Source organism: Bartonella silvatica (assembly GCF_040545155.1).
In the GTDB taxonomy this organism is placed as follows: Bacteria; Pseudomonadota; Alphaproteobacteria; order Rhizobiales; family Rhizobiaceae; genus Bartonella; species Bartonella silvatica.
Genome location: NZ_JBEPLI010000014.1, coordinates 1 through 20,058, shown reverse-complemented (window position 1 = coordinate 20,058; position 20,058 = coordinate 1). Strand labels below are relative to the sequence as shown.

Here is a 20,058-nt window from a genome sequence, read left to right as displayed (position 1 = left end):
CCTATTTTATTTGATAAAAATATCCACCTTCCCTCTTGCTTTTATAAAAGCCATTGATTAGAGCATCAAGAATAAAAGATTAGCTATCTAAATGCAAATATGCCTTATGAATGAGAAAACACCTTTTTGATAGGGTAATTTTCAAATAGGAAAAAATAATGGCAAGCAATGTAAACCTAACAGGTTTAGCGCGTGATTTAAAGCAACGTGCAGAACAACATCCCCCTATCCGTATTGGACTGATTGGTTGTGGTGAAATGGGGACGGATTTACTCTCAAGTGTTACACAAATGGATGGTATAAAAGTCGCAGCTGTTGCCACCCGAACACCATCCCGCGTTTTTGATGCTGCTATACTCGCTTATGGTGAAGATGGACATGTCCGTGAAGTTGAAAATACACACGCTCTAAACCAAGCGATTGAAAAAGGTTTGGTTGCAGCAACAGATGATATTAATCTTATTTTGCACCATGAGCAGATTGATATTATTGTCGATGCAACAGGCTATCCCGAATCTGGAGCAGAAATTGGCATCAAAGCACTTGAAAATAACAAACATCTTGTCATGATGAATGTTGAAGCAGATGTTACTATTGGCACATATCTGAAACATGAAGCAGAAAAAAGAGAACTTATTTATACGCTTGGTGCTGGTGATGAGCCAACATCCTGCATGGAACTCATTGAATTTGTTTCAGCCCTTGGGCACAAAATTGTCGCAGCTGGTAAAGGAAAGAATAATCCACTGATCTTTGATGCCATACCCGATACTTATGAAGAAGAAGCATTACGACGCAACATGAATGTTCGCATGTTGGTTGAATTTATTGATGGCTCTAAAACAATGGTCGAAATGGCAGCAATTGCTAATGCCACGGGGCTCATTCCCGATTGCCCGGGAATGCATGGACCGCGGGCGGCACTTCAAGATTTAAACAAAGTCCTTATCCCCAAACAGGATGGTGGTATTTTAGAGAAATCCGGTGTTGTGGATTATTCAACGGGTCAAGGCGTTGCTCCAGGTGTCTTTGTTATTGCAGAAATAACACATCCACGTCTACGTGAACGTATGGAAGATTTAAAAATGGGGCAAGGACCTTACTTTACCTTTCACCGTCCTTATCACTTAACAGCCATGGAAGTTCCTTTAACCTGTGCACGAATTATGCTTTATGGTAAAAAAGATATGGTACCCCTTAACCACCCTGTTGCAGAAGTTTGTGCTGTCGCAAAGAAAGATTTACATCCTGGTGATCAATTGGACTTTATTGGTCTTTATAGTTATCGTGCATGGACAATGGACTATGCAGAAGCGCGCGCTCACCAAGCCATTCCTTGTGGACTTCTGGAAAAAGCAACAGTCACGGCTAAAATTAAAAAGAATGAACTGATTACAATGCATAACGCTGCTATTCGTGAAGATCAGTGGATTGCCCGTCTTCGCAAAAAACAAGACCTCTTACTGAATTCCCCTACCACCAACGCATGAGAAAAATTTTTTACCTTCCAAAATAACACATTGATTTACAATCATAGTTTATATTTTTAACCAAGAACGACATGCAGAAATATTAAATAACTGCAAATTCTTTTATGAGACGTTAATAAAACCATTTCATTTCCAAAGAAAAAGCAGAATTTTCTATATCAATAAGATTGTCAGAAAACAGTCAATATACTGCTCATGAACAAACATAAAAGTAAACACACTATTAGCAATGAGTGAATGGGATAATGTCTGTTTATATCCTACAATAAGTAATATAGTAAACTGAACATTATCTCCTACAAGCACCATTATAAATCAAGAGAAGAAGAAGAACATTCTCTATTATAAGGTAATGTTTAATTTCTATCTTATCGTCTTCTGTATTGTATTAGAATAATGCATATGGACGTATTTTTTTGCCGACTTGAATCATAAAAAAATTAAATGCAATCTTGTACAAACTCATTTTATGCAAAAATACAAGACAGTGCTAAAATCTTATAAAGATCATGATATAAGTCATTTCACTGCAATATAGTGATAAATTATAAAAGATAATTTGGAAACTACCGTTCTAAAAAGAAAAAATATTCATGAAGAATTTTGATTTTTCACCTAAACCTATAAAATATACCGTTATTTACGGCTACGTAACACTTATCTCATAGGTTTATAATAATCTACTCCCCCCCCCCCGCAATATAAATCACTTGCAATACTGTAATTTTTCAAGATAATGAAATATTTAACGACTTTAATATCTGATATTATTCTGCATTTATATCAGTAAACCTATAAGAGATACAACAATCCCCGGTATATCCACGGTAATTAAAGAAGCTAATAATCCAACAACACCTATACTTCCCCAAAATACATCATACAAAGATACTGCTTCAGTTTTTCCAAAAGCAAGTTCATCTTGCTCCCCAATATTACGGAGAACAGACATATCGACGATCCCCATCTTTGTATCTTCTTTTATGAGCGTAACAGCCCCGCCCCCTTGCAATTGACTTTGTCCAAAATTTGCATAACTTTCCATAATTTGTAAAAAACAAAAAACAGACATCGTAATAATATATAAAAATAACTTACTTTTGAATATTTTAAACATAGCTTTCTTTGCTCCTCTTTTTCTTTGCTGAAAAAGTAGAATACTATTCATAACAATTAATATAATATAACACAGTAAAACATATTATGCAAACAATAAATTTAAAGTATATTTCTTTATGAGACAAATCATAAAAACAATTAAAACATAAATAAATTTTAAAAAATAATTCTATATAGATAAAATTTTACATTAAATTTATAATGCATTAAAGACTAAAAAATTTCATATAACATATTAATATATTTTAATAAATATTACTTAATAAAGAAGAAATATGCTATCAATATAGAATATATGATAAATAAATATCAGTATTTTATTTTTTTAATAAATACTAAAATATCTTTTTAAATAATAAAATAAAAAATATTTTTACACATAAAGAAAACAATATATAAAAAATTTATTTTTTTATGTGTTTATGTATTTTATCAAATTTAGTAAGTGCAATATCAGTTAAATGAAAACACATCCTTAAATAAATTATATCACTTTATTGATAAATAAGTAGTCAGTCTATTATCCAAATGACTGCTCTACACAAAAGCGAAAAGAATCTATATTTTTAGAGTTCGCTTCAAATATCGTATCTGTATTTAACTAAACTCTTTCCATCACGTTGTAAAAGGATATATTAATTTATAATGCTGTTGCAAATGGGTGCTGCAATAAGGTTATCAGGTATATTGAGAGATTTTTGACTCTGTTAGATGAAAAGTTGCAATTTACAACCGTAGATAATCAAACCAGAAGTTGTTATTCAAATCATGAATATAAGATCTTGGTATTGAAACACGTTTGTGTAATTATAATCCTTCTATGACAAATACATTTCTTGCTGAATGGGGGGAGGGATTATGAAAAAGAAAGTTCTTGTATTACCTGGTGATGGAGTGGGAGCAGAAGTTTGTGATGCTGCGCTGATGGCTTTAGAGCAATTGCAATTGCCGATTACGTTAACTCACGGTAATATTGGTTGGGAATGTTGGAAACAGGAAGGTGATCCTATTCCTCAAGCAACTTGGCAAAAGATTGTTGAAAGTGATGCTATTTTACTTGGTGCTGTGACAAGTAAAGAAAAAGAAACTGCTTTTAAAGAGCTTGCACCCCATTTAAGAGAGAAAAAACTTTCTTATGTTTCTCCTGTTATTCAGCTTCGCCAAAAGTTAGACCTATTTGCCAATATACGACCTATCAGATATATCTTTGGCCCAAGAAAGCCTTTTCATTTTTGTGTGATCAGAGAGAATAGCGAAGGTCTCTATGCTGGTCTAGATTTTCGTGGAATAACTCCTGAAAAAGCTACATGGTTGAGACATCCCAATTTAGAAAAATATGGTCTTGAGGAAACAGCGTGGACAGTCCGTTTGCAGACACGTTTTGGTTTAAAGCGGTTATTTGAATACGCTTTTTCTTATGCACGCAAATATGGATTTGGGCGGGTTACTTTTGCTGATAAGCCAAATGTTATGCGGGAGAGTAGTCAGTTTGCTCAAGAAATTTTTGAGAATATTGCTCAAAATTATCCAGAAATTGAAGCAGATATTCATAACGTTGATGCAGTTGCTTTACGGATTGCAACAAAGCCAGAGCAGTTTGGTGTTATTGTTGCTGAAAATATGTTTGGTGATATTCTCTCTGGTCTTGCTGCTGGAGTCATGGGCGGATTAGAACTTGCACCTAGTGCAAACGTTGGAAGCAAAATTGCTTATTTTGAGCCTGTTCATGGCAGTGCACCGCGCATTGCTGGACAGAATAAAACCAACCCTTCCGCCATGCTTTATACCACGGCTTTACTTTTAGACTATTTAGATTTTAAAGATGCAGCGCAACAACTATCTGAAAGTGTTGATCAAGTTATTCGTGCCGGTAAAACTGTGACCTATGATTTGGGGGGATTAGCTTCCACTCGCCAAATGGCAGAAACTGTTCTCAATTCCCTTGTAAGTCCTGTTACTATCTGTCGTGCGGCGATTATTACGGTTGGTGATGAACTTCTTTCGGGACAATATTTGAATACAAATTTGCAAGATTTGAGTCAAAGCTTAGAAAAAAGAAATATACAAGTCACGCGTCATTTTGTTTGTGCTGATCAATTACAGCAAATAAGTGAGACAGTAATTGCCTGTCTTGGACAAGAAGATCTGATCATTATCAGTGGAGGATTAGGACCAACATCAGATGATAAAACACGTGATGCAATTGCAAAAGCTGTGCAACAACCATTAATTCACCATGAAGCTGTTTGGCAAACAATAAAAAGTCAATTACAGCGATTAGGTATTACACCGGATAAAAGCAATGCACGTCAAGCATTGTTTCCTGAAACAGCAAAAGTACTCGATAATCCTACAGGAACAGCGCCTGGTTTTTATCTCTCTTGTGAGGGAAGTTCCCTTGTTGTTTTGCCTGGTCCACCTACACAGGCTCTTGCCCTTTTAGAAGAGTATTTAGAACATGGCGAAAAGAAATATTCTTTTGTAACACGCGCTCAATATGCATGGACTTTAATTGGAATTGACGAAAGTACAATTGCACATTGGGTGGATGATCATTTCGCCACTGAACCATTCGAACGGCATTTTTTATGGAAAAGTCCTTATGTTCTTGTACAACTGATTGGTCAATCTTCAACGCCTTTGGCACAGCATTTAATTGAAGAATTTGAAAATCATTTTCGTCCATATTTGGTTGGAACAGGAATTACCACTACTCGTGAACAATTAGCAATGTATGCAGAGGTTCATTGGTCAGCAAATGACCCTCTGCTTTTAAAATATTTTCAACCAATAGAAAAAAATGAGGAAAATGTTCCACAGTTTAAAGTTGATGTCAGTTTATCACCTTCTTTGCAGGTATTAGAAAGTCAGCAGGAAAGTCTTGGACATGCGATACTAACTGTACAGATGAACGGCTATAATGAGGACCATATTTCTTTTCCCTATACACGACCACTTTTAAACGTGGTTTTACAAGAATACGCAGCATGGCTGGTTTTAAAAAGATATTTAAAAACAGAGAAAAAATGATACTTGATGAAAATGTAGAAAGACTCAAAAAACGATTATTTGCATGAGATACAGCAGCTATTTCTCATGCCCTAAGGTAATTTATATTTGCAAAGTAATTTCTAACATTAAACTACGTTTAAAGAATATCAAAATAGTTAGTTCTTCTTTACAGGACAATATGAGACTTTGAGTCCAGAAAATAAAACATTTACCAATGCTGATAATTATATTGATGATGTAGCTGCCAGATCTGTTGTGATCATTGATAATAATGGTCGATAGAATTATGCCAATTGAGGAAATATATTGCCTCATAAGTACTATAGCAAAAAATTGTAGGAACTGTTATTCATGGTTCTGCCCGAAATATTGCTGAAATTAAGGCTCAACAGCACCCTCTTTTTACAAAAGTATGATTTCTGGTACAAACTATGCACGCATACGAACCGTGTAGGTCCCTTTAATCATTGATAAGAATAAACGTTTTTCTTGGAAATTGGTTTTTTTCTAACCGTCATGGTACATTAATTCTTTCTAATCCAAAGTTATCTGAGATTATTCATCATACTGCAAGCTTTCATAAAACGAAAATGCGTATTTTATTTGCACTTGAAAGACGAAGAATGACTTAGAAGTATATGGCTTCAAGAAAGCCATAAATCTCTTTAAAAAAATTATAAATACTTACTTTATATAACTTTGGCAAAAACGGTTAAAATTTTGAGATATCGATTTTTATATACCCCCAATTTGCATGACAGAATACACTTATAAAGTTGCACAAACCTACACTATAATCAAATTATATAATACACGCGCATTAGATATGAAAAATACATGGGAATATGGGAAAAGTTGTGAAATATAAAAGATTATTGATAACGATAAAAATAATCTATCCCAATAATAAAGGTGTATTTTCCCTAAACAGACACAAAAAAATTGACTGAAAACTCATTTGCATACTCCAAAATATTTTAATCCTATCAATAAACATAACTTTTCTAACACTACAAAAACATAGTATTGCGAATATTGAGCGACGTAAAAAAGTACTAGGAACAGCCAGAGAGTTTCTGATCTTATTTAATAGAGTTTTTAAATAGACAATTGATCAAAGACTTTTAGAGAATAATCTAGCTTTAGAGATTAAACAACTATCTCTCAAAATAAAGAGGAGTTCCTAATTTGGACAGAAGAAGATATTAAAAAATATAATCAACGATAAACTGTTGGTGTTCATGAACGCGTCGTGAATATTCTTTATATATACATTCTTGCATCATAGTGATGCTGTTCGCATTAACTGGCAAAACGTAAAAATAGAACAGAGAAAAATAAATTCTAAACAGATACTTTCTGCCGATTTTATCAGAGTTAGAAAAAAAATTAAATAGGCTCGATTAGGGATAAAATATTCATTTGTGACAAATGCAAGAAAATATGACAAAAAACTTTACTTTAATTTTTTTTCACGAATGCAAATAAGGAGATATAAAAAACTAGTACATAATTTAAGAAAATGAATGGAAATACGAACAACCAAATCAAGCAAAACAGTATCACAACTTAAAGCAACTACCCGCTGGATAAAAGATAAAATGCCATCTCTCTATACACCATATCTTTTATACTAAAGGATACAGACCACAAGGAACCAACTCTTGAAGCAATACAAAAGCTCAGAAAAAATTAAAAACATTGCAACAAAATATAATACAATTAAGGTGCTCACATTTCTTTAAGTTTACAATAATCTATTGTTTTACCCATTTTTTATTTTGATTAACCAAAGCAATTAGTTTTTCAAAAAACAATATCACAAAGTCGTTATCATGACTTTAAATTGAAAAACTCACACCACACCCACATGATGAGACGGCGTTAGGATTATGAATTTGAAAAGACTGTCCCATAAGATCATCAACAAAATCAATTTCAGCCCCCTCCATAAAAGGAAGTGAAAGCGAATCAATAAAGACAACCGCTTTACCTTTTTTTAGAACAAGGTCATCTTTACTGTTTTCCGAAACCAAATCATATTTATAAGAAAAACCTGAACACCCACCGCCTTCAACAGAAATACGTAATCCTACTTTATCAGGTTCACTCAAAAGTATTTGTGCAATCCGTTTGGCAGCAATATCTGAAATATTCACACTCATTTTCTATATACCCTTGCATTAAACTGTCAAGAAAGAGTATCCCAAACTTAAAAAAGTTTATAAATAATACAACAGCCTTAATTTAAGCTGAGAATGGACAGCTTGCAATGGATATAAGAAATTTCAATATGAATTACCAATTTCGAGCGGTCTATAGTGCCAATCCACAAAAAAGCCGTGGTAGATTATTTCATGAAACGACGAGTACTATGCGATCCCCTTTTCAACGAGATAGAGATCGTATTATTCACTCTAACGCATTTCGACGATTGAAACACAAAACACAAGTATTTATTGCTGATGAAAGCGATCATTATCGTACACGGCTGACACATTCCATAGAGGTTTCTCAAATTGCACGAACCTTAGCGCGCGCACTTCATCTTGATGAAGATCTTGCCGAAGCCATTGCTCTTGTTCACGATTTTGGACACACGCCTTTTGGACATGCAGGGGAAGATGCCCTTAATGAAGTGATGGCACCTTATGGCGGCTTTGATCACAATGCACAAGCGTTACGCATTGTCACACAGCTAGAACAACGCTACGCAAACTTTGACGGACTGAACCTAACTTGGGAAACACTCGAAGGACTTGTTAAACACAATGGCCCCCTTCTAGGTCCTTACGCGAACAATAAAACTGTTCCTGTGGATATTCTAGAATACAATGAAAAGCAGAATCTTGAACTGGAGTGTTTTGCAGGGCTAGAAGCACAATGTGCTGCCATTGCTGATGATATTGCTTACAATGCACATGATATTGATGATGGGCTGCGCTCACAATTTTTAACACTCGATCAATTCGAACAAGTTTCACTCACAGCAGAATTATTAAAAGGTATAACGGACCAATATCTACAACTCGATCAGGACAGGCGCGGTTACACACTGGTACGAAGACAGATAAGAGCCATGGTTAAAGACGTTATCACACAATCTCAAAAAAACTTAGCACACATCAACCCCAAAAACATTAATGACATTTACCAAGCAAAACAAACCATTATCACCTTCTCACCGACAATGACCGTTTACGAAAAAGAACTTAAAAATTTTCTATTTAAAAATCTTTATTACCACGATCAAGTCCTCAGTCGTCGTAATACGGCAAAACGCATTGTGCAAAAATTATTCAACTGTTATTATGAGAACCCAGAAAAAATGCCTGAAAACTGGTGCAGTAAAACACCCCACTTAGCAAATCATGAATTAGCGCGTCTTATTGCTGACTTTTTGTCAGGTATGACAGATCATTATGCTCTACGTGAATATCAGCGTTTATTTGACCTCACAGATAATTTCATTTAATTGCTTTTCAATACCTCATAATGGAAGTTCAATATGAATATCTTTAAAAACTTCGAAAATAAAATTAAAAAATCACTTGAACTGTCTGATATAAAAGGAAAAGATGGCGAAGATTTAGATTTATCAAAAATCACCGTTGATCCTCCGCGCGATTCCTCACATGGGCATCTATCAACCAATGCTGCCATGGTGCTTGCAAAAGCTATTGGATTAAATCCCCGCACACTCGCAGAAAAGATCATAAAGCTTCTCCAAAACGATCCCTCTATAGAGAATATTGATATTGCCGGTCCCGGTTTTATCAACATTAAGCTGACAAGAAAATTTTGGCAAGATCTCATAAAGTCTATGCTTGAGTTGGGACACTCCTACGGTCGCATCCCTATGGGACAAGGAAAACGCATCAATATTGAATATGTATCAGCAAATCCTACGGGACCGATGCATGTAGGACATTGCCGAGGCGCTGTTGTGGGCGATGTTCTCTCCAATTTGCTGCAATTCGTCGGGTATGACATTACAAAAGAATATTACATCAATGATGCAGGTAAACAAATTGAAATACTTGCCTACTCTGTACTGCTACGCTATCGCGAAGCTCTAGGACAAAAAATCAATAAAATTCCTGAAGGTCTCTATCCTGGTGAGTATTTGATCCCACTGGGACAAGCTCTTGCTCAAGAGTTTAATGACCAGTTGCTCACCATGGACAAAGAGGAAGCTCTCTCTATCGTAAAAGAACGTGCAATTGATGCAATGATGTCAATGATTCGTGAAGATTTAGCTGCCCTTAATATTTATCACGATATCTTTTTTTCTGAGCGGATGCTTTACGCTGATAATGCGCGTGCTATTCGTAACACAATCAATGACCTAACTTTGAACGGTTATATATACAAAGGAAAGCTTCCGCCACCAAAAGGACAGAATATCGAAGATTGGGAAGCCAGTGAGCAAACTCTTTTCCGTTCAACAGATGTTGGAGATGATCAAGATCGTGTTTTAGTTAAATCTGACGGTTCTTATACTTATTTTGCCGCCGATGTTGCTTATTTTCATGACAAGTTTAATCGTCATTTTGATGAAATGATTTATATCCTAGGTGCAGATCATGCTGGTTATGTGAAGCGACTAGAAGCAATGGCAAAAGCAATTTCTGGTGATAAAGCCAAATTAAGCGTCTTTTTATGCCAATTAGTAAAACTCTTTCGCAATGGTCAACCTGTGCGCATGTCAAAAAGAGCAGGATCATTTGTCACTTTACGCGATGTTGTAGAAGAAGTTGGTCGTGATCCAGTCCGTTTCATGATGCTCTACCGTAAGTGTGAAGCACCTCTTGATTTTGATTTTGCAAAAGTAACAGAACAATCAAAAGATAACCCCATCTTTTATGTGCAATACGCAAGCGCACGCTGTCATTCAGTTTTGCGTCAAGCGCAAGAAATCCTTCATATTGAAAAACTCTCAAATGACACTATGATTACGCACCTTGATCGATTAACAAACGATCATGAGATATCCTTAATACGCAAACTTTCTGAATATCCGCGTATCATTGAGCAAGCCGTAATTCATAAAGAACCCCACCGATTAGCGTTTTATCTTTATGACCTCGCTTCCAGCTTTCATGCCCATTGGAATAAAGGAAGTGAAAATCTCGATTTACGCTTTATTCAGCCTGATGATAGAGAACTATCATTTGCTAGATTGGGATTAATCCAAGCTGTTCTAAATATCTTATTATCAGGATTAACTATTATAGGAGTTGAAGCGCCAACAGAAATGCGTTGAAAAATTTCTATAAATACATAAAATAAGTACTTTATTGATAAACTTTTTCATATATTCTTATCGCAGGAGGGGGGGGAAATTTGTAAATTAATATGAAAATCAAAATTGACCATTAATTGCAGGCAAATGCAAATCATCATGTGAGAGAGACTATGAGCGACAACGATCGCAAAAATCTGCGCGAAATGGAAGAAGATCATGAACATCATGACACTTTGGAGAGACTCACGCGAATTTTTAATTTAGGCAGACAAAACAAAAATCAAAATGATTCATCTTCATTACAGGATGATCAATCAGTATCCCACACTCCTAAAGCATCACCTGATGATGATTTTGATTTGTCTTTTCTAGAAGCAGAGTTTGAAAATAATTTAACAAACGACCTCCCGTTTGATAATCAAAAGAAGCAGCGGGATTCACATGTAGACCACAATGAACCAACCTCAAATGTTGCACAAACTTCTTCCTATAATCATAAAGAAAAAGAAAGTTTTTTATCTGAGTCTGCAAAATCTTCACCGGTCAGTCATGATGAAGAGCAAATTTTAGATGCCCTTTCTCCACTACCTATCAAAAAGAATCAGTCATATCGAAATAGAACAGCATCAGTTCGTGACGATCCTTTTTCTAAAAAAAGTGACTTTAATGCACAGTCAGAAAGTTACTTTTTTGATGAAATTGATAGACAGAATAATCATGGTGTTTCTACGAAACGTGTTGAACCAGACAGTCATTTTTCACAACAATCTGCACAACAATCGAACACTCCTAACGTGCAGCAAGATTATGGCGATAACCAAAATCTCCACGATCCTTTCACAGAGCATACTTATAAAGTTTCGGCACATCAAGAAAAGAGAGCTAAAAAATATTATACTGATGTTTCTCTCACTTCTCCGAATGACAGCGTATTTTTCTCTTCTTCTGCCCCTACTTCAGAACAAAAGAGGATAAAAGAAAATGAAACAGCAAACGACTCCTCACAATTTTTGCATTCAATGCAAGGGAATGAGCAGCCTGACTTAAATGACTTACCAGAAGAAGACTATACGACCGATTATCCTCAATTTTATGAAAAAAAGCCTCTGCACCAAGATGTTGACGCTGAAAATACTCAAAAGCATTACGATACTCAGACCCAATACTCTCATGACGCTGACCGTACCTCTGCCGAGCAAAGTAACAAAAAAGAAGGCCCTTACAATCAAAATAATTTAGATGATATATATCCCTCATCCAAACCTCCCAGTACAAAACCAACAGAGAGTTTTCCTACGCACAACTATACAAATAGGAATACCCTTCCTCCCAATGTCGACACTTATAACTTTTCAGAAGCAATCGTAGAAAAAACTGGACCAATTATGGTTCCTGAAGTTCCATATGAGACTCCAGAATACGACATACCAACGGATGATTTAAAGGAAGAATTCGCTGATGTGCTCAGTGTTGGAAATATTTCAAAAGAAAATCTTTCTCAACAACAACAGCAAGATCAAGCTTTCAATGAAATCTTTCACCAAACTATGCAAGAATCACGAATAGATACATCTAGAAACTTCCAAGATCAAAATACTAGCCATATTTCTGCTGATAATATAGGACATTACCCATCCTCTCTTTCTGAGGGTCCATTATACAGAGATACAGATCAAAGCCCTCTCCAAACCGTAAGCACTTCTTTTTTTAAAAGTTTTATTGGTGGTAGAACTTTTGTCACAAGTATTGTTCTTCTTGTATTAATTGCGAGTGGTTTTATTGGTTATTTCCATTTTTTTATGCCATCACAAAAAAATGGAACTACACCCATTATCTATGCCGACGAAAAGCCTTTCAAATTCAAACAAGAAACGGCTAAAACAAAGAATGATATTGCGCATAATCTAGATATTTATAAACAAACAACAGAACAAAATGACAAACAAGAAAATACGCAAAAGTTCCTTATTGATAATTCTGAACAACCTGAAAACTTAGCAGAAATAAGCCAACAAGAATCTACAAATTCTTCATCCTCTTTCTTTGACGAATTTGACGTAGAAAATGCAGTAACTAAAGCTATCAACCATACCATTCCAACACGGGAAGTACAAACTGTTGTTGTAAATCAAGATGGTTCAATTCTATTAGCGCCAAAACATGACATAGAGGAAACAACGACTGATAAGCCAGAAGAAATAATTGATCACAATACTGTAGATCAGATTCAAGATTTTTCTCCTGTTTCTTCACATGAAGCTTATGTAAAGGATAAAGAAGGAGAAGAAGATACTTTTACAAATGAAATTGATAAAATAATAGCCGAAAATGATTCCTCTTCCCATATTGAAGAGAAAGCTATACCTCTTCCTTTACCGGCTGAAAGAAGTGTAGAGCCACAAGCCTATACAGCTTCTCACCCAACACAATCAAACCAAGTTACCACACAAAACTCAGAAAATTATTATGTACAGCTTGCATCCCAACCAACTCATACCTTAGCTAGAGATTCCCTGAAAAAAATGAAGTCTAGATTTGCATCACTTATTGGTGTTCGTCCTGTAGATATTCAATCTGCCCTTATACCAGGAAAAGGGACATATTATCGTGTTCGTGTTCAAACACAAAACCGAGATGAAGCTATAAACCTTTGTGAAAATATAAAAGTTTCTGGGGGGGATTGCTTCATCACACGCTAAGTAAACAATATAATGATTGTTGAAGTCATTATACTGTTTATTTCAAAGCGAGCTTATTAACTGCTAGATTAGCTTCAAGAGTTAAAATTCTACAATTTTTTAAGTCTCTTGAATTTAATGAGACTTTTGTCTTTAATCCGTATGGGATTAAAGCTTATCTTGTGTTAAACTTTTTCCTCTGAAAAATTTTGTTCATGAGGTAAAGGTGATATTGTCCCCTTATAAGCATGAGGTACCGGAGATGTTAAGTCTTTTTTCGGATGAGACGTTGTTTGGCTCGATTCTGTCGTACCATAATGAGATGTACGTTCAGGAGACTTTACAAAAAAAGATCCTAAAAAGCCGAAAATAAACCAAATAATAAAGAGGGCGAGAAGAATGGCTAAAATACCTCGAGCAATTGATTTGCGTTGTTCACGTTCACTTTTTTCTAAAGCTATACGTTCCTCATATGTATGGTAATTTCTATCCGTCATGGTAAATTCCTTTTTCCAATTCCCCTGTCTCCAAGTTATAAGATATGCATATATAAAATTATTCAGACACTTATTTTGGGAAACGACAAATACAGACAAAGGTTCCAGACTACTTGATAAAGCCTAAAAAAAGAAACACACAGATCAAAATCTCTTTCAATAGTACTTTTTCAACTCGATAATAAAACATTGACACAAATGTTTTGCTAAATAATAAGGTTACGGCAAAAGTATCTCATTATTTTTTATAATAAAAGATCACCCTAGAAATAAAACATATCCTAAAAGGTTTTACTTATGAAATCTCCTATATCTTTAATTTCATTAAAAATAGAAAAACACCCCTCACCTTTGTCAGATGAGAAACGTGAAGAAATCCTAAAGAACCCCGGTTTTGGTCAATTTTTTACAGATCATATGTACACCATCCAATGGACGAAAGATAAAGGTTGGCATAATGCAGTTATTTCTCCATACAAATCTTTAGAGATTAGCCCAGCAAGTGCTGTCTTGCATTATGCGCAAGAAATTTTTGAAGGCTTAAAAGCATACCGTGCAAAAGATGGACGTATTTTACTCTTTCGCCCTGATGCCAACGCACAGCGCTTTATAGATTCCGCAAAACGGTTAGCCATGCCAGAATTGCCAAAAGATATTTTTTTAGAGGCTGTCCACCAATTGGTAAAAATTGATCAAAAATGGGTTTCTGGAAACCCCAATGCTAGCCTCTATATACGCCCATTCATGTTTGGCAATGAAAATTTTTTGGGAGTTCGCCCTGCTGAAGAATATCTTTTCTGTATCATAGCATCTCCTGTTGAATCATATTTCCAAGGAGAGGAAAGACCTGTTAGCGTATGGGTTGAAACAGAGTATAGCCGTGCTGGACCAGGAGGAACAGGCGCTGCCAAATGTGGTGGTAACTATGCAGGTAGTTTACTTGCACAAAAAAACGCAACTGAAAATAATTGTAGCCAAGTACTCTTTCTCGATATGGTTGAGCATAAGTGGGTTGAAGAACTTGGCGGTATGAATGTTTTCTTTATTATGGCTAATAATACACTTATTACACCTGCACTTAATGGCACTATCCTTCCTGGAATAACGCGTCATTCAATTTTACAGTTAGCTCAACAAATGGGATTAACAATAGAAGAGAGTCCTTATTCTTTCGAATCACTCAAAGAAGATACACGAAATGGTCACCTTAAAGAAGCCTTTGCTTGTGGTACTGCAGCTGTTATCACATCAATTGGTCGTTTTAAATATAAAAGCGGTGAGATCATTATCGGAAATGAAATGATTGGTGAGGTTACGAAACAACTTCGCACACAGCTTGTTGATCTTCAAAAAGGCAATAGAGAAGACAAAAATGGCTGGGTACATTCTATCCAACTCTCATAACCCTTCCTCCTAACGCTTCCATAAAAGCATCTCTTTGATCTTTTATGGAAGCGTGTGCTTTAATAAAGATAATTTTTTAATAATAATAAAAAATAATCTAATCAAATTTTGAATAATCTCTATGTTGCGCTTTAATATTACGGATTGTTCCTGTATGCGATCGCATCACGAGGGTTTCTGTTTGAATATAACGAGGAGTAAACTTAACACCAGAAAGCATATTGCCATCTGTTACACCTGTTGCAGAAAACAAAACGTCTCCCCTTGCCATCTCTTCCATTGTATATACTTTATTGGGATCATTGATTCCCATTTTAGCCACGCGTGCAATCTTTTCATCTGTATCAAGGAGCAAACGTCCTTGTATCTGCCCTCCAGTACAGCGTAAAGCAGCAGCTGCTAAGACTCCCTCTGGAGCTCCACCAATTCCCATATAGATATCGATTCCTGTATCATCTGGATTCGTTGTATCAATAACAGCAGCAACATCTCCATCACCAATTAAACGAATTGATGCCCCTGTTTTTCGTACTTCATCAATCAGTTTTTCGTGGCGAGGACGATCCATAATACAGACAGTAATCTGATTAACAACCACTCCCTTAGCTTTTGCAAGAGCATTAATATTATCGGCTGGATGTGCATCTATATCAACAATCCCCTTTGGATAACCAGGACCAACAGCAATCTTATTCATATAGACATCAGGAGCATAGAGGAGGTTTCCTTTTTCAGCAATCGCGACAACTGCTAAAGAGTTGGAAAGATTCTTAGCACAAATTGTTGTCCCTTCAAGTGGATCAAGTGCAATATCAATCTCTAATCCATTTTGGAGACCAACTTTTTCTCCAATATAAAGCATAGGAGCTTCATCGCGTTCTCCTTCACCAATCACCACTGTACCATCCACAGGCAATCGATTAAGTTCTTGACGCATTGCATCTACAGCAGCTTGATCAGCAGCCTTCTCATCACCACGCCCACGCCAGCGCGCAGCAGCAACAGCAGCACGTTCAGTTACGCGCACTAATTCAAGTGTTAAAATACGATCAAGTCCATTTAAAGTCTTCTCAATTTTGGGCATATGAAAAATCCTACCGAATGAATACTAACAAAAAACACTTGTTTTTATTAAATATTAAAAAGAATACTCTTGATAAAGATTAAGAACTTTTCACGAAAGAAAAAGCACTCAAACTTTTTTCTATTAATGAAACAAACTATCAATTCTATGCGATAGATTCAATACGGATAAATTGGGGTTTAGCGACCAGATGATCATCTTTTTCAATTTTATCTAAAACCTGTCGTACATTCACTTCCGTTGTTTCATGTGTTATTAAAATAATCGTTTTTACACTCTGATTTTCAATAAAAGGTCTTTGAACAATCGACTCTAACGAAATGTGATTATCAGCCATATGCCTTGCAACTGCTGCAAAAACACCAGCGCGATCATGAACATTCAAACGAATAAAATACCCACCCGCATGATGAGAAATACGCGCTTTTTTATGAGGAGAAAGCCTCAACGCTGGGCTTCCTAAAACAGGTGCATACTGAAAGCCGGAACGTGCTTTCGCTATATCCGCCAAATCACCAATAACCGCTGATGCCGTCGCAGCTCCCCCAGCACCAGGACCAGAAAACAGTAATTCGCCTAATAAGTCACTTTGAATAGAAAGCGCATTCGTCACACCATTAATCTGCGCAATCATTGAGGATACTGGTACCATTGTTGGATGAACACGTTGCTCAATCCCAGAATCAGTTTTTAACGCAACCCCTAAAAGTTTGATCCGATACCCTAATTCATCAGCGGCTCGAATATCAACCTGAGAAATATTACTAATTCCTTCAACATAAATATCATCTAACGAAACTGCTGTGCCAAATGCTAAACTTGTCAATAAAGCTAATTTATGAGCAGTATCATTCCCACCAATATCAAAAGAAGGATCCGCTTCAGCATAACCAAACCTTTGTGCATCTGCTAAACACTCTTTAAATGAAAGCCCTTCTGTAAACATACGAGTTAATATATAATTGCAAGTTCCATTAAGAATGCCGTAGATTCGCGATATATGGTTACCAGGAAGAGACTCTCTCATAGCTTTAATAACAGGAATCCCACCCGCAACGGCAGCTTCAAAATGAAGAAAAACACCTTTTTGCTCAGCTTGAACAGCAAGAGTTACCCCATGCCAAGCAAGAAGTGCTTTATTGGCAGTAACAACATGATGCCCAATCTCAAGCGCCTTCTTAACAGCCTCATAAATAACATCTAATTCACCGCCAGTTAACTCAACAAAAACATCAATCTCATCACAAGCTGCCATTTCCAAAGGTGTATCGAACCATTTTACATCACTGAGATCAACTCCACGGTCACGCCCCTTATCACGCGCACTAACAGCAACAATTTTGATTGGCCGTCCACATTGGCAAGCCAAACTATCAGCTTTTTCACGTAAAATCCGAATAACTGAAGTACCAACCGTACCAAGTCCCGCAATACCGACCCTTAAAGCTTCTGTCATTTATATAATGTTTCCCCCATCTTCTATAAAAATATGCTCATAATACACAAAACACCTCAACTGATGTGTTCAACCGATGCGATGTAAAAAAAAGTCGCCTACTTTATTAAACTCAATTTTCTTGAACACAACAACAAATGTTCATTTAACAGAAAAATCTTATAGAACATAAACATTCATATTTCTAAAACATCAGAAACAGTATTTAAAATCATTAATCAAATACTAAAAACTCTCTTATAAGTACATAAAAGCCATTCATCATTAACCCTGTACTCCTTATTTATACAGCTTTTAAACAATAGCATCATAAAGAAGTAGTCATAATGCTAATTTTTACAACAATATAAGTGCTTTATAAACTTTAAAAAATTTGTACAATATAAAATGCAATCAATCATTCATTCCCAACAAAAAATTAAGGAGCTTACAGCTGTAAGTTATCATTTGATAATGATATAAGAGAGTAATTTTATTTTTTAATACCCAGAAATTTTTGATAAAAATAAAGCACAGTACATAGAATATAAATCAAGAAAATTCTTATTACTAATCAAAAAATCCTTAAAAACTTGACGAAGTACACGTAAAAACCACTGCCTCAATAGAGCAACTATTGAATAAACAACATTCTTTCATATGATAAGCTAAAAGGATAGATACAACAAAACATAATAAAATGTAATACAACATATCTTGTTACCATTACAGAGCTTAAAATATAGTAAAAGTTCTAGTTAATTAATCGAAAACTCTTAAGTATGCTGTGTATATATTAATGAATCCTTGTATTAAAACAAAGCTATAAATATTAAATTATATTTATAAATATAGTTTAATAGTCAATTTCTAATATATATTTTTATTTCATCCTACTCAATGAAGTGATGGTCTGTACTAAGGCTATTTTTTATATGATGTTCATCATTTTATAGCTTATTGTTATATTTCGATAATCTACTCTCTATCAAATTCAGTGTCTTCAAAAATTTTAGATACATATTCTTAAAAAAATAAACAGAGGTGTGTATATTCTATAACAACAAGTAAGATAAGGTAAAAATGCCTAGAATATTAAGAATTAATGCTTGAATCATACGCAGCTATTCTAAAAATCAAAGAGCACAAGATATTAGCTTATAAAGATGTTAACATAAAAATTTTCTATCAACGACTATGATTTCCCTCTATTTTCTGGCGGATTTGGAAAATAAAATTCAATAAACTGCGTTTTTTTTGAAAAAATTAAATAGAGGGCTTGCGAAATAAACAGATCCTCTCTATAAGCCTCATAATTGGTTCGCGCCCATCGTCTAGCGGTTAGGACATCGCCCTTTCACGGCGGAAACAGGGGTTCGATTCCCCTTGGGCGTACCATGTATTCTTCTACTGTACATAATTTATTGATTTTCCATATGTTTTTTTAAGTGAGGGATGCGTAAATAAAAGTGAGGGAATAGGATTTTGCAACACATCTCTATAGGATGCCTCTTTTTTTACCAACTTTCTCAAGAAGGTCTTTTAATTCTGCTAAGGTTTGTTGTGAAAAATTCTCTAAATTTCTAACAAACTCTCCAACAGCTTCACGCCTCAACGGATCAGAAGTCTTGATTGTAAAAGTTTTGCGACAAGCATAGGCTGCTTTCCTTAAGAGAGAAGCCTTCTCTTTATCTAAACCATAAAGCTCTATGATCTTTTCTTCCATGCCAATCGGTACAGATTTTTTGCCAATCTCGACAGAAGATAAAAATCCTACAGATATGTCTAATTTCTTAGCCATATCTAAGAGGCGTTCAGAGTGATCAATGCGAAGTTTACGTAAAATTCTGCCAAATGATGTAATCATATAAAAAAAATCCTATTAGAGAAGAAATATTTCCTATGATTCTAACAAATCTTTTTATATTTTTCCTCAAGTATTGCGAATCAGAAGTTCTTTTCGGAGTGCTTTTTTAAGAAGTTTTTGTATACTCTAACTCTTGGTTATCCACTTTTTAAGGTGTGAGAAAATACTCTCTAACGCGTCCATAAGGCGGGCAAAATCGATAACAAATATAAAGACAATAAAGG

12 protein-coding genes and 1 tRNA gene are annotated in these 20,058 nt (G+C 35.3%); 7 read left to right on the top strand and 6 right to left on the bottom strand.

The genetic code is table 11. The features are described from left to right. The first annotated feature begins 158 nt into the window (after positions 1–158). On the top strand, positions 159–1,490 hold the full coding sequence (locus tag ABID23_RS05940; RefSeq protein ID WP_354190281.1) for an NAD(P)H-dependent oxidoreductase: 1,332 nt from the start codon (positions 159–161) through the stop codon (positions 1,488–1,490). 778 nt (positions 1,491–2,268) lie between these two features. Here ABID23_RS05940 and ABID23_RS05935 read toward each other — a convergent pair. Continuing rightward, complete coding sequence (locus ABID23_RS05935; RefSeq protein WP_354190279.1) at positions 2,269–2,607, bottom strand: hypothetical protein; 339 nt, start codon at positions 2,605–2,607, stop codon at positions 2,269–2,271. Positions 2,608–3,467: 860 nt separating this feature from the next. Here ABID23_RS05935 and ABID23_RS05930 point away from each other — a divergent pair. Next, positions 3,468–5,639: an isocitrate/isopropylmalate family dehydrogenase gene (locus ABID23_RS05930; protein WP_354190277.1), complete on the top strand. Its 2,172-nt coding sequence runs from the start codon at positions 3,468–3,470 to the stop codon at positions 5,637–5,639. A 1,823-nt stretch (positions 5,640–7,462) separates the two neighbouring features. Here the strand turns inward: ABID23_RS05930 and ABID23_RS05925 are convergent. Next, the gene (locus ABID23_RS05925) at positions 7,463–7,786 is read right to left on the bottom strand and encodes a HesB/IscA family protein (RefSeq protein ID WP_354190276.1); all 324 of its coding nucleotides are present in this window, start codon (positions 7,784–7,786) and stop codon (positions 7,463–7,465) included. A gap of 107 nt (positions 7,787–7,893) precedes the next feature. Between ABID23_RS05925 and ABID23_RS05920 the strand changes: the two genes are divergently transcribed. The 3 genes from ABID23_RS05920 (at position 7,894) to ABID23_RS05910 (ending at position 13,568) form a co-directional block, all read left to right on the top strand. Beyond that, positions 7,894–9,096, top strand: coding sequence for a deoxyguanosinetriphosphate triphosphohydrolase (locus ABID23_RS05920; RefSeq protein WP_354190274.1), 1,203 nt, complete (start codon positions 7,894–7,896; stop codon positions 9,094–9,096). A 33-nt stretch (positions 9,097–9,129) separates the two neighbouring features. Next, entirely contained in the window at positions 9,130–10,887 is a 1,758-nt protein-coding gene (gene argS, locus ABID23_RS05915; RefSeq protein ID WP_354190272.1) for an arginine--tRNA ligase, read from the top strand. A 152-nt stretch (positions 10,888–11,039) separates the two neighbouring features. Further along, entirely contained in the window at positions 11,040–13,568 is a 2,529-nt protein-coding gene (locus ABID23_RS05910; protein WP_354190270.1) for an SPOR domain-containing protein, read from the top strand. A gap of 164 nt (positions 13,569–13,732) precedes the next feature. Here the strand turns inward: ABID23_RS05910 and ABID23_RS05905 are convergent, their stop codons facing one another. After that, the gene (locus tag ABID23_RS05905) at positions 13,733–14,044 is read right to left on the bottom strand and encodes a hypothetical protein (protein WP_354190268.1); all 312 of its coding nucleotides are present in this window, start codon (positions 14,042–14,044) and stop codon (positions 13,733–13,735) included. A gap of 297 nt (positions 14,045–14,341) precedes the next feature. Between ABID23_RS05905 and ABID23_RS05900 the strand changes: the two genes are divergently transcribed. Further along, on the top strand, positions 14,342–15,448 hold the full coding sequence (locus tag ABID23_RS05900; RefSeq protein ID WP_354190266.1) for a branched-chain amino acid aminotransferase: 1,107 nt from the start codon (positions 14,342–14,344) through the stop codon (positions 15,446–15,448). Positions 15,449–15,545: 97 nt separating this feature from the next. Here ABID23_RS05900 and glpX read toward each other — a convergent pair whose 3' ends face one another. Together glpX and ABID23_RS05890 are read right to left on the bottom strand one after the other, a co-directional pair. Beyond that, positions 15,546–16,532 carry a class II fructose-bisphosphatase gene (gene glpX / locus ABID23_RS05895; RefSeq protein ID WP_354190264.1) on the bottom strand — a complete coding sequence of 329 codons (987 nt, stop codon included), beginning with the start codon at positions 16,530–16,532 and terminating at the stop codon, positions 15,546–15,548. Positions 16,533–16,677: 145 nt separating this feature from the next. Next, on the bottom strand, positions 16,678–17,988 hold the full coding sequence (locus ABID23_RS05890) for a homoserine dehydrogenase (protein ID WP_354190262.1): 1,311 nt from the start codon (positions 17,986–17,988) through the stop codon (positions 16,678–16,680). A 1,302-nt stretch (positions 17,989–19,290) separates the two neighbouring features. On the opposite strand from ABID23_RS05890, the gene ABID23_RS05885 reads away from it, so the two are divergent. Next, positions 19,291–19,365, top strand: a tRNA-Glu gene (locus ABID23_RS05885). 100 nt (positions 19,366–19,465) lie between these two features. Here the strand turns inward: ABID23_RS05885 and ABID23_RS05880 are convergent. Beyond that, positions 19,466–19,834, bottom strand: coding sequence for an XRE family transcriptional regulator (locus ABID23_RS05880; RefSeq protein WP_354190260.1), 369 nt, complete (start codon positions 19,832–19,834; stop codon positions 19,466–19,468). Between the last annotated feature and the right edge of the window lie 224 nt (positions 19,835–20,058).

Bases quoted from the DNA above. Each gene is read 5' to 3' on its own strand.
- ABID23_RS05940 (WP_354190281.1), top strand. From the start codon at position 159: ATGGCAAGCAATGTAAACCTAACAGGTTTAGCGCGTGATTTAAAGCAA.
- ABID23_RS05905 (WP_354190268.1), bottom strand. From the start codon at position 14,044: ATGACGGATAGAAATTACCATACATATGAGGAACGTATAGCTTTAGAA.
- ABID23_RS05880 (WP_354190260.1), bottom strand. From the start codon at position 19,834: ATGATTACATCATTTGGCAGAATTTTACGTAAACTTCGCATTGATCAC.
- ABID23_RS05890 (WP_354190262.1), bottom strand. From the start codon at position 17,988: ATGACAGAAGCTTTAAGGGTCGGTATTGCGGGACTTGGTACGGTTGGT.
- ABID23_RS05930 (WP_354190277.1), top strand. From the start codon at position 3,468: ATGAAAAAGAAAGTTCTTGTATTACCTGGTGATGGAGTGGGAGCAGAA.
- glpX (WP_354190264.1), bottom strand. From the start codon at position 16,532: ATGCCCAAAATTGAGAAGACTTTAAATGGACTTGATCGTATTTTAACA.
- ABID23_RS05910 (WP_354190270.1), top strand. From the start codon at position 11,040: ATGAGCGACAACGATCGCAAAAATCTGCGCGAAATGGAAGAAGATCAT.
- ABID23_RS05935 (WP_354190279.1), bottom strand. From the start codon at position 2,607: ATGTTTAAAATATTCAAAAGTAAGTTATTTTTATATATTATTACGATG.
- ABID23_RS05900 (WP_354190266.1), top strand. From the start codon at position 14,342: ATGAAATCTCCTATATCTTTAATTTCATTAAAAATAGAAAAACACCCC.
- ABID23_RS05920 (WP_354190274.1), top strand. From the start codon at position 7,894: ATGGATATAAGAAATTTCAATATGAATTACCAATTTCGAGCGGTCTAT.
- ABID23_RS05925 (WP_354190276.1), bottom strand. From the start codon at position 7,786: ATGAGTGTGAATATTTCAGATATTGCTGCCAAACGGATTGCACAAATA.
- argS (WP_354190272.1), top strand. From the start codon at position 9,130: ATGAATATCTTTAAAAACTTCGAAAATAAAATTAAAAAATCACTTGAA.